Origin of the sequence: Pseudomonas sp. DD1 (assembly GCF_044510355.1) — a bacterium.
Lineage (GTDB): Bacteria > Pseudomonadota > Gammaproteobacteria > Pseudomonadales > Pseudomonadaceae > Aquipseudomonas > Aquipseudomonas shahriarae.
Genome location: NZ_MSAJ01000029.1, coordinates 307,953 through 323,574 on the forward strand (window position 1 = coordinate 307,953; position 15,622 = coordinate 323,574).

At 61.2% G+C, this 15,622-nt stretch carries 11 protein-coding genes; 9 read left to right on the top strand and 2 right to left on the bottom strand.

What is annotated here, in order from left to right; all coding sequences use genetic code 11:
- Positions 1-30 precede the first annotated feature (30 nt).
- From PSFL_RS17750 to hemE, 7 genes are all read left to right on the top strand, one after another.
- Positions 31-1,362: a type IV pilus secretin PilQ gene (locus tag PSFL_RS17750; RefSeq protein ID WP_057958081.1), complete on the top strand. Its 1,332-nt coding sequence runs from the start codon at positions 31-33 to the stop codon at positions 1,360-1,362.
- A 4-nt stretch (positions 1,363-1,366) separates the two neighbouring features.
- Positions 1,367-1,885, top strand: a complete 519-nt coding sequence (gene aroK / locus PSFL_RS17755; protein ID WP_057437234.1) for a shikimate kinase AroK — start codon at positions 1,367-1,369, stop codon at positions 1,883-1,885.
- Between the two features lie 147 nt (positions 1,886-2,032).
- Entirely contained in the window at positions 2,033-3,133 is a 1,101-nt protein-coding gene (gene aroB / locus PSFL_RS17760; RefSeq protein ID WP_170044448.1) for a 3-dehydroquinate synthase, read from the top strand.
- Between the two features lie 10 nt (positions 3,134-3,143).
- A complete protein-coding gene (locus tag PSFL_RS17765) occupies positions 3,144-4,718 on the top strand; it encodes an SPOR domain-containing protein (protein WP_057958083.1) in 1,575 nt (524 codons plus the stop codon).
- 350 nt (positions 4,719-5,068) lie between these two features.
- A complete protein-coding gene (gene gltB / locus PSFL_RS17770) occupies positions 5,069-9,514 on the top strand; it encodes a glutamate synthase large subunit (protein ID WP_115127208.1) in 4,446 nt (1,481 codons plus the stop codon).
- 32 nt (positions 9,515-9,546) lie between these two features.
- Positions 9,547-10,965, top strand: a complete 1,419-nt coding sequence (locus tag PSFL_RS17775) for an FAD-dependent oxidoreductase (RefSeq protein WP_034105894.1) — start codon at positions 9,547-9,549, stop codon at positions 10,963-10,965.
- A gap of 241 nt (positions 10,966-11,206) precedes the next feature.
- Entirely contained in the window at positions 11,207-12,274 is a 1,068-nt protein-coding gene (gene hemE / locus PSFL_RS17780) for a uroporphyrinogen decarboxylase (protein WP_057437235.1), read from the top strand.
- Between the two features lie 133 nt (positions 12,275-12,407).
- Here hemE and PSFL_RS17785 read toward each other — a convergent pair whose 3' ends face one another.
- On the bottom strand, positions 12,408-13,625 hold the full coding sequence (locus PSFL_RS17785) for an MFS transporter (protein WP_233098307.1): 1,218 nt from the start codon (positions 13,623-13,625) through the stop codon (positions 12,408-12,410).
- A gap of 172 nt (positions 13,626-13,797) precedes the next feature.
- Here PSFL_RS17785 and PSFL_RS17790 point away from each other — a divergent pair, with 172 nt between their 5' ends.
- Both PSFL_RS17790 and PSFL_RS17795 read left to right on the top strand, forming a co-directional pair.
- Positions 13,798-14,691 carry a LysR family transcriptional regulator gene (locus tag PSFL_RS17790; RefSeq protein ID WP_057437242.1) on the top strand — a complete coding sequence of 298 codons (894 nt, stop codon included), beginning with the start codon at positions 13,798-13,800 and terminating at the stop codon, positions 14,689-14,691.
- Between the two features lie 53 nt (positions 14,692-14,744).
- Positions 14,745-15,002, top strand: a complete 258-nt coding sequence (locus PSFL_RS17795; RefSeq protein ID WP_262377251.1) for a type II toxin-antitoxin system PemK/MazF family toxin — start codon at positions 14,745-14,747, stop codon at positions 15,000-15,002.
- A gap of 170 nt (positions 15,003-15,172) precedes the next feature.
- On the opposite strand, the gene PSFL_RS17800 is transcribed toward PSFL_RS17795, so the two are convergent.
- Positions 15,173-15,622, bottom strand: coding sequence for a hypothetical protein (locus tag PSFL_RS17800; protein WP_057437244.1), 450 nt, complete (start codon positions 15,620-15,622; stop codon positions 15,173-15,175).

A 15,622-nucleotide genomic window follows, 5' to 3' on the forward strand; every position in this document is an offset into this window, starting at 1 on the left:
GTGGCGCTATGGATAGCGTTCACAGCACCGATGACTGAGGCTGTGCCCAAGCGAATCGACCTGATTCAATTGCCTCCTCCCGGTAGTTCGCCCTTGAACACAGCGCGTGGCCCATTTACCGGCAACAGGCTGTCCCTCAACTTTCAGGACATTGAGGTGCGCGCTGTCTTGCAGCAGATTGCCGATGTGGCCGGGCTCAACCTGGTGGCCGGTGATGATGTGCAAGGCTCGATAACCCTGCGCCTCAAGGATGTGCCGTGGGACCAGGCCCTGGACCTGGTGTTGCAGGCCAAGGGCCTGGACCGGCGGGTGACCGCCAACGTGCTGCTGGTGGCCCCGGCCGAGGAACTGGCCGCACGGGAGTTGCTGGCCCTGGAGTCGCGCAAGTTGATGACCGAGCTGACGCCACTGCGTCGGGAGCTGCTGCAAGTCAATTACGCCAAGGCGTCTGAGCTGGCCAAGCTGTTCCAGTCGGTGACCGGGCTGGAGGGGGCGACCGATGAGCGCGGTTCGGTGACGGTGGATGACCGCACCAACAACATCATCGCCTACCAGACGGGCGAGCGCCTGGAGGAGCTGCGGCGCATCGTCAGTCAGTTGGATGTGCCGGTACGCCAGGTGATGATCGAGGCGCGGATAGTCGAGGCCAATGTCGACTATGACAAAAGCGTGGGGGTGCGCTGGGGCGGGTTGCTGCGCAGTAAAGGTAATTGGAGTGGGGGCGGGGTCGATAAAAAACCGTCCGGTGAGGGCGAGTCGCCCGATAGCTCACCGTTCGTTGACCTGGGCGTGGTAAGCCCGAGCTCCGGCCTGGGCATCGCCTTTATCACCGATAACGTGCTGCTGGACCTGGAACTCACGGCCATGGAAAAAGGCGGCAATGGCGAAGTGATCTCCCAGCCCAAGGTGGTCACCTCCAACAAGGAAACCGCGCGGATTCTCAAGGGCACCGAGATTCCTTACCAGGAAGCCACGTCCGAGGGGGCGACCTCGGTCTCGTTCAAGGAAGCCTCGCTGTCCCTGGAAGTGACGCCGCAAATCACCCCCGATGACCAGGTGATCATGGAGGTTCGGGTGACCAAGGATGAGCCCGACTACCTGAACAAACTCAACGATGTGCCGCCGATCAAGAAGAACGAGGTCAACGCCAAGGTCCTGGTCAGGGACGGCGAGACCATCGTCCTCGGTGGGGTTTTCTCCAAAAACCAAAGCAAGGTGGTAGATAAAGTGCCATTTTTGGGCGATGTGCCGTATCTTGGCCGCCTTTTCCGGCGTGATGTGGTTGCCCAAAGAAAATCCGAGCTGCTGGTATTCCTGACTCCGCGTATTATGAATAACCAGGCGATTGCTGTGAGTCGTTGATTCTGTGCGAAATTTGATTCTTGTAGGGCCGATGGGGGCTGGAAAAAGCACCATCGGCCGTTTGCTGGCCAAAGAGCTGCGCCTGCCATTCAAAGACTCCGATAAGGAAATTGAATTGCGCACGGGCGCCAATATCCCGTGGATCTTCGATAAGGAAGGCGAGCTGGGCTTTCGTGATCGCGAGCAGGCAATGATTGCCGAGCTGTGCGGCTGCGATGGCGTGGTATTGGCCACCGGCGGCGGCGCCGTGATGCGCGAGGAAAATCGGCGGGCGCTGCATGCTGGCGGTCGGGTGATCTATTTGCATGCGTCGGTCGAGCAGCAGGTCGGGCGCACCGCACGTGACCGCAACCGGCCATTACTGCGCACCGCCAACCCCGAGAAAACCCTGCGTGACTTGCTGGCGCTGCGCGATCCGCTTTATCGGGAAATCGCCGATCTGGTGGTGGAAACCGATGAACGGCCACCGCGCATGGTCGTAATCGACATTCTCGAGCGCCTGCAGCAACTGCCGCCCCGTTAAAGCCAGGGCCGAAATGCGCTATCCTCGGCAGCGCGTTACAGCCGTCCGAGGTGTGGCGTAGAGCCATCAGGCAGCGTCCGATCTCGACGGTGCCGACAACGTTAATACAAGGCAGGACGCCTGCTTCCATCTTCAGCGCGGGGACACATGCAGACACTTAAGGTCGATCTTGGCGAGCGTAGCTACCCGATCCATATTGGCGAGGGTTTGTTGGACCAGCCCGAGTTGCTCGCGCCGCACATTGCCGGGCGACAAGTGGCGATCATCTCCAACGAGACCGTGGCGCCGCTCTACCTTGAGCGCCTGAGTCGCAGCCTTGCGGCGTATTCGGTGATCTCGGTGATTCTTCCCGACGGCGAAGCCTTCAAGAACTGGGAAACCCTGCAGCTGATTTTTGACGGCCTGCTCACCGCGCGCCACGACCGGCGGACCACGGTAGTGGCCCTTGGTGGCGGCGTGATCGGCGACATGGCCGGTTTTGCGGCGGCCTGTTACCAGCGTGGTGTGGACTTTATCCAGGTGCCGACCACCCTGCTGTCCCAGGTCGATTCGTCGGTGGGCGGCAAGACCGGGATCAACCATCCCCTGGGCAAAAACATGGTTGGCGCGTTCTACCAGCCCAATGCTGTGTTGATCGACACCGCTACCCTCAACACCTTGCCGCCCCGCGAGCTGTCGGCGGGCCTGGCGGAAGTCATCAAGTACGGGTTGATCTGCGACGAGCCGTTCCTGACCTGGCTTGAAGAGCACGTCGATGCCTTGCGCAACCTGGATCAGGTGGCGCTGACCGAAGCCATCTCCCGCTCCTGCGCGGCCAAGGCGCTGGTGGTCAATGCCGACGAACGTGAGTCTGGTGTGCGTGCCACCTTGAACCTGGGCCACACCTTCGGCCATGCGATTGAAACTCACATGGGCTATGGTGTCTGGTTGCATGGAGAGGCCGTAGCGGCTGGCACAGTGATAGCGTTGGAGATGTCGCAACGCCTGGGCTGGATCAGTGTCCAAGAGCGTGATCGCGGTATCCGCCTGTTCCAGCGCGCCGGGTTGCCGGTCATCCCCCCTGAGGAGATGACCGAGGCTGATTTCCTTGAACATATGGCGATAGACAAAAAAGTGATCGATGGTCGTTTGCGTCTGGTGCTGTTGCGCCGAATGGGCGAAGCGGTAGTGACCGACGATTATCCGAAAGAGATTCTACAGGCCACGCTGGGAGCGGATTACCGCGCCCTGGCCCAGCTGAAAGGTTAACCAGATCCCGATGACTAGTTTGCATGCCGACGAGGCTTTCCTCGGCCATTACCAGTTGAGCCACGACCCTTTTGCGCCACGGGTTCCCGGTTTCAAGTTTTTCCCTGCGCAGCGCAAGCCGGTGCTCGGGCAGTTGCATCACCTGGCGCGCTATAGCCAGTTGCTGCTGGTGGTCACTGGCCCCCTGGGCAGCGGCAAGACTTTGCTGCGCCAGGCCCTGGTGGCCAGCACCAACAAGCAATCGGTGCAGAGCGTGGTGGTTTCCGCCCGTGGTGCCGGCGATGCGGCAGGCGTGCTGCGCCAGGTTGCCCAGGCGCTGGACGTGGCGAATGCCGAGCCCACCGCCATTCTCAAGCAAGTGGTGCAGTTGGGCCTGACCGGCCAGGAAGTCTACCTGCTGGTGGACGATGCCGAGCAGCTCGACGAGTCCGCTCTGGAAGCGTTGCTGGCCCTGGCGGCGGGTACGCCGGAAGGTCGTCCCCATGTCTTCCTGTTCGGTGAGGCGTCGCTGATTGCCGATCTGGAGCAGCTCAGTGGCGAGCAAGAGCTGTTTCACGTCATCGAATTGCAGCCCTACGAAGAAGAAGAAACCCGCGAGTACCTGGCCCAGCGCCTTGAAGGTGCCGGCCAGGGCATCGAACTTTTCTCTGCCCAGCAGATCTCTGATATTCACGAAAGCTCCGACGGCTGGCCTGGCACCATCAACCAGGTTGCCCGCGATGCAATGATCGAAGCCATGATTGCCAGCCGCTCTGCGGTTAAGCGTCCAAAGATGGGGTTCACCATGCCGAAGAAACACGTACTGGCGATTTCTGCCGTTGTCGTGGTTGCCGTAGCCGCCGCCTGGTTGATTCCTGGCCGCAGCAAGGCACCGACCGCACCAGGCGCGCCTACCGAGCAGGCACAACTGCCACTGGGCAAGCCCACCACCAATGGCGCACCTGCCGTTGAGTTTGCCGGTTCCGGCCAGCCTACCAACCTGCCGATGGTTGGCCAGCCGGTCATGCGTGGCCCGTTGGCAGAAGAAGCCGGCGCCATCTCCGAAGGCGACGACGGTGTGCCGGTAGAAGGCTCCAGCGCCACGCCGCCGACCGTTACCACCGTAGCTCCGCCACCTGGTGAAACAGCCAGCCCGGCACCTGTGCCGGCGGCCAAGCCAACGCCTGCGCCGACCCAGGTTGCCACCGCCAAGCCAGCCCCGGCGCCAGTGGTCAAGCCGACGCCAGCCCCGGTGGCCAAGCCCGCGCCAGCCGCCAAGCCTGCTGAAAAACCGGTGACCGTGGCCAAGGCTGCTGCCGGCAGCGGCTGGTACGGCAGCCAACCGGCCAAGAACTATGTGGTGCAGATCCTCGGCACCAGCTCCGAAGGCAACGCCCAGGCGTTCGTCAAAGAGCACGGCGGCGAGTACCGTTACTTCAAGAAAGTGCTCAACGGCAAGCCTCTCTACGTGATCACCTACGGCAGTTTCCCGAGCCGTGCGGCTGCCGATTCCGCTATCAAAGCCTTGCCAGCGAAGGTCCAGGCTGGTAAACCTTGGCCTCGCACTGTTGCCAGCGTTCAACAAGAACTCGCAACAACTCGCTGAAGAACCGGCGACCTTACCCAGGTCGCCCTCCCAGCACCTCAAAAAAACTACAACAGCGTGCAGCCCTGAAGGCCGCGCGCTTTGTGGTGTCTGCGCCACAGTGGCTTTTGAGTAGTAGCAGTCAGAATTAAAAAAGTTTTGACTAGCACAGCATATCGCTTTAAACCTTTCATAAATGCGACATAGATTTGCGACAGTTCGTCGCCAAATTTGTGGGCGTCTGTGTCGGTGTGTACAATGACCTCCCTTTTGCCCCCGCTAAGCCGGCGTACGTTCGGCGTGGAAGGTAACCGGTTGAATTGAAAAGAAATTTGCCTCGAAATAAGAGGCAGCCTGGTGAGAAAGTGTCTATGAAAGCAGGTCTGTACCAACCCGACGAATTCAAGGATAACTGTGGTTTCGGCCTGATAGCCCATATGCAGGGCGAACCCAGTCATACCCTTCTGCAAACGGCCATCGAGGCCCTGACCTGCATGACCCACCGCGGTGGGATCAACGCCGACGGCAAAACCGGTGACGGTTGTGGCTTGCTGATTCAAAAGCCCGACCTGTTCCTGCGCGCTGTCGCCAAGGAAACCTTCGGCGCCGATTTGCCCAAGCAATACGCGGTGGGCATGGTGTTCTTCAACCAGGACCCGGTCAAAGCCGAGGCCGCTCGCGAGAACATGAACCGCGAGATCCTCGCCGCCGGCCTGCAACTCGTTGGCTGGCGCAAAGTGCCGATCGACACCAGCGTGCTCGGCCGCCTGGCCCATGAGCGCCTGCCGCAGATCGAACAAGTGTTTATCGCAGGCGACGGCCTGAGCGACCAGGACATGGCGATCAAGCTGTTCACCTCGCGTCGCCGTTCGTCCGTGGCCAACGCCCTGGACACCGATCACTACATCTGCAGCTTTTCCCACAAGACCATCATTTATAAAGGCCTGATGATGCCGGCGGACTTGACCGCCTTCTATCCGGACCTGAGTGATGAGCGCCTGCAAACCGCGATCTGCGTGTTCCACCAGCGCTTCTCCACCAATACCCTGCCGAAATGGCCGCTGGCCCAGCCATTCCGCTTCCTCGCCCACAACGGCGAGATCAACACGATCACCGGCAACCGCAACTGGGCCGTGGCCCGTCGCACCAAGTTCGCCAACGACCTGATGGACCTCGAAGAGCTCGGCCCACTGGTCAACCGTGTGGGTTCCGACTCCTCGAGCATGGACAACATGCTCGAACTGATGGTCACCGGCGGCATCGACTTGTTCCGTGGCGTGCGCATGATCATTCCGCCTGCGTGGCAGAACGTCGAGACCATGGACCCCGATCTGCGGGCGTTCTATGAGTACAACTCGATGCACATGGAACCGTGGGACGGCCCGGCCGGCGTGGTCATGACCGATGGTCGCTACGCGGTGTGCCTGCTCGACCGTAACGGCCTGCGCCCGGCGCGTTGGGTGACCACCACCAACGGCTTCATCACCTTGGCTTCGGAAGTTGGCGTGTGGAACTACCAGCCTGAAGACGTGATTGCCAAAGGCCGCGTCGGCCCTGGCCAGATCCTCGCCGTGGACACCGAAACCGGGCAGATTCTCGACACCGATGCCATCGACAACCGCTTGAAGTCGCGTCACCCGTACAAGCAATGGCTGCGCAAGAACGCCCTGCGTATCCAGGCGACCATGGAAGACAACGACCACGGTTCGGCGTTCTATGACGTCGACCAGCTCAAGCAGTACATGAAGATGTACCAGGTCACGTTCGAGGAGCGCGACCAGGTGCTGCGCCCACTCGGCGAGCAAGGCTACGAGGCGGTCGGCTCCATGGGCGACGATACGCCGATGGCCGTGCTGTCCCAGCGCGTGCGCACGCCGTACGACTATTTCCGCCAGCAGTTCGCCCAGGTCACCAACCCGCCGATCGACCCGCTGCGTGAAGCCATCGTCATGTCCCTGGAAGTGTGCCTCGGTGCCGAGCGCAATATCTTCCAGGAATCGCCAGAGCACGCTTCGCGCGTGATCCTCAGTTCGCCGGTGATTTCCCCGGCCAAGTGGCGTTCGCTGATGACCCTGGAGCGTCCAGGCTTCGACCGGCAGATCATCGACCTGAACTACGACGAGAGCCTCGGCCTGGAAGCCGCTGTGCGCAACGTCGCCGATCAGGCTGAAGAAGCCGTGCGCGCCGGTCGTACCCAGATCGTGCTGACCGACCGCCATATCGCCCCGGGCAAGCTGCCGATCCACGCGTCCCTGGCTACCGGCGCGGTGCACCATCGCCTGACCGAAAAAGGCCTGCGCTGCGACTCCAACATCCTCGTCGAAACCGCCACCGCCCGCGACCCGCACCACTTTGCGGTGCTGATCGGCTTTGGCGCCTCGGCAGTGTACCCGTTCCTCGCGTACGAAGTGCTGGGCGACCTGATCCGTACCGGTGAAGTGTTGGGTGACCTCTACGAGGTATTCAAGAACTACCGTAAAGGCATCACCAAGGGCTTGCTGAAGATCCTGTCGAAGATGGGCATCTCCACCGTCACCTCTTACCGTGGCGCGCAGTTGTTCGAGGCCATCGGCCTGTCGGAAGAGGTCTGTGAACTGAGTTTCCGTGGCGTGCCAAGCCGCATCAAGGGCGCGCGTTTCGTCGACATCGAAGCCGAACAGAAAGCCCTGGCCTTGGAGGCCTGGAGCGCGCGCAAGCCGATCCAGCAAGGTGGCCTGCTCAAGTTCGTGCACGGTGGCGAATACCACGCCTACAACCCGGACGTGGTCAGCACCCTGCAAGCCGCTGTGCAGCAGGGCGACTACGCCAAGTTCAAGGAATACACCGCGCTGGTGGATAACCGCCCGGTGTCGATGATCCGCGACCTGTTCCAGGTGAAAACCCTGGACACGCCGTTGGCTATCAGCGAGATCGAACCACTGGAGTCGATCCTCAAGCGTTTCGACTCTGCCGGTATCTCCCTGGGCGCCTTGTCCCCCGAAGCCCACGAAGCCCTGGCCGAAGCCATGAACCGCCTGGGTGCGCGTTCAAACTCCGGCGAAGGTGGCGAAGACCCGGCGCGCTACGGCACCATCAAGAGTTCGAAAATCAAGCAGGTCGCCACTGGCCGTTTCGGCGTAACCCCGGAATACCTGGTCAACGCCGAAGTGCTGCAGATCAAAGTCGCCCAGGGCGCCAAGCCCGGTGAGGGCGGCCAGCTGCCAGGTGGCAAGGTCAACGGTCTGATCGCCAAGCTGCGTTATGCAGTGCCGGGCGTGACCCTGATTTCGCCGCCGCCGCACCACGACATCTACTCGATTGAAGACTTGTCGCAGCTGATTTTCGACCTCAAGCAAGTCAACCCGCAGGCCCTGGTCTCGGTGAAGCTGGTCGCGGAAGCCGGCGTCGGCACCATCGCCGCTGGCGTGGCCAAGGCCTATGCTGACCTGATCACCATCTCCGGCTACGACGGCGGCACCGGCGCTTCGCCGCTGACCTCGATCAAGTACGCCGGCGCACCGTGGGAGCTGGGCCTGGCCGAGACTCACCAGACCCTGCGCGGCAACGACCTGCGCGGCAAGGTCCGGGTGCAGACCGACGGCGGCCTGAAAACCGGCCTCGACGTGATCAAGGCCGCGATCCTCGGCGCCGAAAGCTTTGGCTTCGGTACCGCACCGATGATCGCCCTGGGCTGCAAATACTTGCGCATCTGCCACCTGAACAACTGCGCGACCGGCGTGGCCACGCAGAACGAGAAGCTGCGCAAGGATCACTACATCGGCACCGTCGACATGGTGGTGAACTTCTTCACCTACGTCGCCGAAGAAACCCGTGAATGGCTGGCCAAGCTCGGCGTGCGCTCCCTGGAAGAGCTGATCGGGCGTACCGATCTGCTGGACATCCTCGAAGGCCAGACCGCCAAGCAACAGCACCTGGACCTGACGCCGCTGTTGGGCAGCGATCACATCCCGGCAGACAAGCCACAATTCTGCCAGGTGGATCGCAACCCGCCGTTCGACAAAGGCCTGTTGGCCGAGAAAATGGTCGACATGGCCGGCTCCTCGATCAATGACGCCAGCGGTGGCGAGTTCGCCCTGGATATCTGCAACTGCGACCGTTCCATCGGCGCGCGGATCTCCGGCGAAATCGCCCGCAAACACGGCAACCAGGGCATGGCCAAGGCGCCGATCACCTTCCGCTTCAAGGGTACTGCGGGCCAGAGCTTTGGCGTGTGGAACGCCGGCGGCCTGCACATGTACCTCGAAGGCGACGCCAACGACTACGTGGGCAAGGGCATGACCGGCGGCAAGCTGGTGATCGTTCCGCCAGCGGGTAGCATCTACAAGACCCAGGACAGTGCCATCATCGGCAACACCTGCTTGTACGGCGCTACAGGTGGCAAGCTGTTCGCTGCCGGTACGGCCGGCGAGCGTTTCGCCGTGCGTAACTCCGGTGCCCACACCGTGGTCGAAGGCACTGGCGATCACTGCTGCGAGTACATGACCGGTGGTTTCGTCTGCGTCTTGGGCAAGACCGGTTACAACTTCGGTTCGGGCATGACTGGCGGTTTCGCCTACGTGCTGGACCAGGACAACACCTTCGTCGACAAGGTCAACCACGAGTTGGTCGAGATCCAGCGGATCAGCGGCGAGGCCATGGAGTCCTACCGGAACCACTTGCAGCACGTGCTGGACGAGTACGTCGAGGAAACCGGCAGCGAATGGGGTCGTAACCTCGCCGAGAACCTCGATGATTACCTGCGTCGTTTCTGGCTGGTCAAGCCCAAGGCTGCCAACCTGAAATCGTTGCTTTCCAGCATCCGTGCCAACCCGCAGTGATATGCGCCTGAAGAGTTTGATGAGGTTTTAACATGGCTGAACGTCTGAATAACGACTTCCAGTTCATCGATGTCGGGCGCAAAGATCCGAAGAAGAAACTGTTGCGTCAACGCAAGAAAGAGTTCGTGGAGATCTACGAACCCTTCAAACCCCAGCACTCGGCCGATCAGGCCCACCGCTGCCTGGGGTGCGGTAACCCGTATTGCGAATGGAAGTGCCCGGTGCACAACTTCATTCCCAACTGGCTCAAGCTGGTGGCCGAGGGCAATATCCTCGCCGCCGCCGAGCTGTCGCACCAGACCAACACCCTGCCGGAAGTCTGCGGCCGGGTTTGTCCCCAGGATCGTCTGTGCGAGGGTGCCTGCACCCTCAACGACGGCTTTGGTGCGGTGACCATCGGCTCGGTGGAGAAGTACATCACCGACACCGCGTTCGCCATGGGCTGGCGCCCGGACATGTCCAAGGTCAAGCCGACCGGCAAGCGCGTGGCGATTATCGGCGCGGGCCCGGCGGGCCTGGGTTGTGCTGACGTGCTGGTGCGTGGCGGTGTGACCCCGGTGGTGTTCGACAAGAACCCGGAAATCGGTGGCCTGCTGACCTTCGGCATCCCCGAGTTCAAGCTGGAAAAGACCGTGCTGAGCAATCGCCGCGAAGTCTTCACCGGCATGGGTATCGAGTTCCGTCTCAACACCGAAATCGGCAAAGACATCACCATGGAGCAACTGCTCGAAGAATACGATGCGGTATTCATGGGCATGGGCACCTACACCTACATGAAGGGCGGCTTTGCCGGTGAGGACCTGCCGGGCGTGTATGACGCGCTCGACTTCCTGATCGCCAACGTCAACCGCAACCTGGGCTTTGAAAAGTCGCCGGAAGATTTCGTCGACATGAAAGGCAAGAAGGTCGTGGTACTGGGCGGTGGTGACACCGCGATGGACTGCAACCGTACGTCGATCCGCCAGGGCGCCAAGTCGGTGACCTGTGCCTATCGCCGTGACGAGGCCAACATGCCGGGCTCGCGCAAAGAGGTGAAGAACGCCAAGGAAGAAGGCGTGAAATTCCTCTACAACCGCCAGCCGATCGCGATTGTCGGTGAAGACCGCGTCGAAGGCGTGAAGGTGGTCGAGACCCGTCTCGGCGAACCGGACGCCCGTGGCCGCCGCAGCCCCGAGCCGATCCCGGGTTCCGAAGAGATCATCCCGGCTGACGCCGTGGTCATCGCTTTCGGCTTCCGCCCAAGCCCGGCGCCGTGGTTCGAGCAGTTCCAGATCCAGACCGACAGCCAGGGCCGCGTCGTGGCCCCGGAACAAGGCCAGTACAAGCACCAGACCAGCAACCCGAAAATCTTCGCCGGTGGCGATATGGTGCGCGGCTCTGACCTGGTGGTGACGGCGATCTTCGAAGGCCGCAACGCCGCCGAGGGCATCCTGGACTACTTGCAGGTCTAATACTGATCCCCCTGGAATGGGATCAAAAATGTGGGAGCGGGCTTGCTCGCGAATGCGATCTAACAGTGACCAGATATGTCCACTGACAACCCGTATTCGCGAGCAAGCCCGCTCCCACATTTGTTTTGCGGTGCTTTCATGTCCGCGACAAATTGACCCGATAGACAAAAGGCTGACCTGTAACCGTGCCTTTTGCGTCCGGCTCTGAGAAAATGCCCGCACTTTTTTTGCGGATGCCGACATGACTGCCCTCAAGAACGACCGTTTCCTTCGTGCCCTGCTCAAGCAACCCGTAGACGTCACCCCCGTGTGGATGATGCGTCAAGCCGGTCGCTACCTGCCGGAGTACCGCGCCAGCCGCGCCAACGCGGGCGATTTCATGAGCTTGTGCATGAACCCGGAGTTCGCCTGCGAAGTCACGATGCAGCCGCTGGACCGTTATCCACAACTGGATGCGGCCATTCTTTTCTCCGATATCCTGACCATCCCCGATGCCATGGGCCAAGGCCTGTACTTTGAAACCGGCGAAGGTCCACGCTTCAAGAAAGTGATCAGCACCCTGGCCGACATCGAAGCCCTGCCGATCCCGGACCCACACAAAGACCTCGGTTACGTGATGGACGCCGTCAGCACCATCCGCCGTGAACTCAATGGCCGCGTACCGCTGATCGGCTTCTCCGGCAGCCCGTGGACCCTGGCCACCTATATGGTCGAAGGCGGTTCGTCGAAAGACTTCCGCAAGACCAAGGCCATGCTCTACGACAACCCACAAGCCATGCACTTGCTGCTGGACAAGCTGGCGCAGTCGGTCGTGTCCTACCTCAACGGCCAGATCATGGCCGGCGCGCAAGCGGTGCAGATCTTCGACACCTGGGGCGGCAACCTGTCGGCGGCGGCGTACCAGGAGTTCTCCCTGGCCTACATGCGCAAAATCGTCAGCGGCCTGATCCGCGAACACGAAGGCCGCAAAGTGCCGGTGATCCTGTTCACCAAGGGCGGCGGTCTGTGGCTGGAAAGCATCGCTGATGCGGGCGCCGATGCGCTGGGCCTGGACTGGACCTGCGACCTGGGCGAAGCCCGTCGCCGCGTCGGCAACCAGGTGGCCCTGCAAGGCAACATGGACCCGACCGTGCTCTACGCCAAGCCGGAAGCGATCCGCGCCGAAGTGGGCCGCATCCTCGCCAGCTACGGCAAGGGCAGCGGCCACGTGTTCAACCTCGGCCATGGCATCACCCCGGAAGTGAACCCAGAGCATGCAGGCGCGTTCCTGCGTGCGGTGCATGAGTTGTCGGCGCAGTATCACGAGTAAGCATCAGCTAATAAAAAACCGGCTCAGGCCGGTTTTTTATTGGCTGACGATTGTTGTAGGAGCCGGCTTGCCGGCGATGACATGCCTGAGCCTTGTGGTGATTCTTCGGGCCACATCGCTGGCAAGCCAGCGCCTACAGTTTGAGCGGTGGCAACTTGGCCAGTTTCAACGCCACCAGCAGCGCCACGATCAGCAGCGCGATGATAAACCCGCCAATCCCGTTCCATCCGGCGTAATGCCAGAAAAACCCACCGGCCGTCCCGGCAATGCTCGACCCTGCGTAATAACTGAACAGGTACAGCGACGACGCCTGCCCCTTGGCTTTCAGGGCGCGGCGGCCGATCCAACTGCTGGCTACCGAGTGGGCGCCGAAGAAGCCGAAGGTGAAGATCAGCATGCCGATGATGATCAGTGGCAGCGGGCTGAACAGGGTCAGGGTGATGCCGGCCAGCATCAGCACAATCGTGGCCCAGAGTACGCGACGGCGGCCGAGGCGGTCGGCCAGCGAGCCAATCTTCGCCGAGCTGTAGATGCCCGACAGGTACACCACCGACAGCAGGCCCACCACCGCCTGGCTCAGGTCATAGGGATCGGCCAGCAAGCGGTAGCCGATGTAGTTGAACAGCGTGACAAACGCCCCCATCAACACAAAGGCCTCAAGAAACAGCCAGGGCAGGCCGGCATCCTTGAAGTGCATGACGAAACCGTTGACCAGGTTGCGCGGCTTGAGGCTGCTGGCGCGGAAGTTGCGCGAGGGCGGCAGGATCTTCCAGAACACCGTCGCCGCAATCAGCGCCAGTGCGCCGATGATCAGCATTGCCGTGTGCCAGCTGACAAAGTCGATCAACACGCCAGTGATCAGGCGCCCGCTCATGCCCCCAATCGCATTGCCGCCGATGTACAGGCCCATGGCCAGGCCGATGTGCTGCGGGTGGATCTCTTCGCTGAGGTAGGTCATGGCCACGGCCGCCAGGCCACTGAGGGACAGACCGAGCAGCGCGCGCATCCACAGGATGCCTTCCCAGGTCGGCATCAGGCCGCTGGCGATGGTGCACACGGCTGCGCAGAACAGCGAGGTGACCATCACCGGTTTGCGCCCCAGGCGGTCGGAAATCGGCCCGGTGATCAGCAGGCCAAAGGCGAGCATCGCGGTGGAGACGGAGAGGATCAGGCTGCTCTGCGCGGCGTTGATGGAAAATTCGTGGGACAGCACCGGCATCATCGGCTGTACGCAATACAGCAGGGCAAAGGTGGCAAAGCCCCCGGAAAACAGCGCCAGCACTGTACGCATAAACAACGGCGTACCTTTTTCGATGTACACGTCGTTGAGTTGCGCCACCACCTCATCCAGGGCAGTGGGCGGACGTTCTTGGGCAAGCGGAGCGACAGCAGCTTTCACGCGGGACCTCGGGAAGCAAAGGCAGCCAGGACTGGCCATGCAAAAAAGAATATAGCTGGCTAATGATTCTTTCCAATATATTGTTCGACCTGTTTGATAGCTTTTACGACCTAATGAGGTTTTCATGGAATTACGCCACTTGCGCTACTTCATCGCCGTGGCTGAAGAGCTGCATTTCGGCCGGGCCGCCCAGGTCCTGGGCATCTCTCAGCCGCCCTTGAGCCAGCAGATCCAGGCGCTGGAGCAGGAGGTCGGCGCCCGGTTGTTCGAACGCACCAATCGTCGGGTCGAGCTGAGCGAGGCCGGGCGCTTGTTCCTCACGGAAGCCCGCCTGGTACTGGCCCAGGTCGACAAGGCTGCGGATGTGGCACGCCGAGCGCAGTTGGGGGAGCTGGGGGAACTGAAGATTGGCTTCACCTCTTCGGCGCCGTTCAACTCCAGCATCCCACAGGCGATTTTTGCTTTTCGCCAGGCCTTCCCGGCAGTGCATTTGAATTTGCAGGAGATGAGCAGCACCGAGGTGGCTGATGCGCTGGGGGATGAAACGATCCAGGTCGGCTTGATGCGCCCGTTGCCATTGCCCGATGCATTGAGTGTCGTAGAGCTGATGCGTGAGCCCCTGGTGGCGGTACTCAGTGCCGGGCATCCGTTGGCGCAAGGCAGCGAGCGCGGTTTGCACCTGACGCAGTTGGCTGAAGAACCCTTCGTATTCTTCCCACGGGCCTACGGTAGTGGTTTGTACGCACAGTTGATCAACCTGGCCCGCGATGCCGGTTTCAGCCCGCACTTCGCCCAGGAGGCGGGCGAGGCCATGACCATCATTGGCCTGGTGGCGGCGGGGTTGGGAGTGTCGGTATTGCCGGCGTCATACCAGCGCATCCGCATCGACGGTGTGGTCTACCGCACCTTGCTCGACCCGGAGGCGGTAACGGCAGTGTGGCTGGTGCAGCGCAAGGACCAGCAGTCACCCATGGCCAAGGCGTTTGTCGAGCTGCTGACGCGTAAGGCGTTGGTGTAGCGGCGTTCACATATCAGGTACCGGAACCGTTTGTTTTTCACTGAGTGACATGGATGACACTTCTCTATCAGCCCAAAGAAGGCAGTGTGTTGATTTGTGATTTTCGAGGCTATGAGGTGCCGGAAATCATCAAGATCAGACCCGTCATTGTGATACGCAGGCACAGGACCAATAAGCTGTTGGTAACGGTTGTGCCCCTAAGTACCACGGCGCCGCAGACGGTACTCGCACACCACTTGCAGCTTGAAAGCGAACCCAGTGTGCTGGGCGAAATGCGACATCGTTGCCACCGTCAGCCTTGGACGACTTGATCGAATCAAGCGTAAGGATCGGCCTGGTAAACGAACTTACAAAATCGCTGAACTTTCCAGTGAGCAGTTTTTAGCTGTTAAGGCCAAGCCAGCCTGCTTGTGAAGAGGGCGCCGAAAGGCGCCCTTTGTTGTTTCTGGTGCTAGGTAGATGCCGGTTTTTCAGGCGCCGATCAGTTCTGCTTCGACGTCCCCGTCTCCTTGAACAACTGCGCCGCGGTACCCGCTTGCGCGGCGCCGTTAGAGCGCAACGCGGCCATGATGTCGCGGTCGAGCATGCTCACCCAGCGGTTGTAGTTGCGATGGATCTTGCCGTTCTTGTAGCCCAGTTCCTGGCTGTCGCGATAAGTGATGGCGTAGCTGGTGCCGGTGTAGCGAATGTCGATTTCGGCGTAGTAGCGGTTGCGCACGTTGATCTGGGCCTGGATCAGGCGTGGGTCGGCGCGTTGCACGGTCCAGTTGCGCTTGTCCAGGGCGGTGAGGATGCTCTGTTTCATTTTCTCTTCACTGACCTGCTCGTTGGCGGCAAGCGCGTGCTGGGTGTTGAGCACCGGCTTGCTGGTGCAGCCGGCAGCGGTCAGCAGGGTCAGGGCGATAAGGGTGGCGCGTAGCAACAAAGACAT

Bases quoted from the DNA above. Each gene is read 5' to 3' on its own strand.
- gltB (WP_115127208.1), top strand. From the start codon at position 5,069: ATGAAAGCAGGTCTGTACCAACCCGACGAATTCAAGGATAACTGTGGT.
- PSFL_RS17800 (WP_057437244.1), bottom strand. From the start codon at position 15,622: ATGTCTTTGTTGCTACGCGCCACCCTTATCGCCCTGACCCTGCTGACC.
- aroB (WP_170044448.1), top strand. From the start codon at position 2,033: ATGCAGACACTTAAGGTCGATCTTGGCGAGCGTAGCTACCCGATCCAT.
- PSFL_RS17750 (WP_057958081.1), top strand. From the start codon at position 31: ATGACTGAGGCTGTGCCCAAGCGAATCGACCTGATTCAATTGCCTCCT.
- PSFL_RS17795 (WP_262377251.1), top strand. From the start codon at position 14,745: ATGACACTTCTCTATCAGCCCAAAGAAGGCAGTGTGTTGATTTGTGAT.
- PSFL_RS17790 (WP_057437242.1), top strand. From the start codon at position 13,798: ATGGAATTACGCCACTTGCGCTACTTCATCGCCGTGGCTGAAGAGCTG.
- hemE (WP_057437235.1), top strand. From the start codon at position 11,207: ATGACTGCCCTCAAGAACGACCGTTTCCTTCGTGCCCTGCTCAAGCAA.
- PSFL_RS17775 (WP_034105894.1), top strand. From the start codon at position 9,547: ATGGCTGAACGTCTGAATAACGACTTCCAGTTCATCGATGTCGGGCGC.
- PSFL_RS17765 (WP_057958083.1), top strand. From the start codon at position 3,144: ATGACTAGTTTGCATGCCGACGAGGCTTTCCTCGGCCATTACCAGTTG.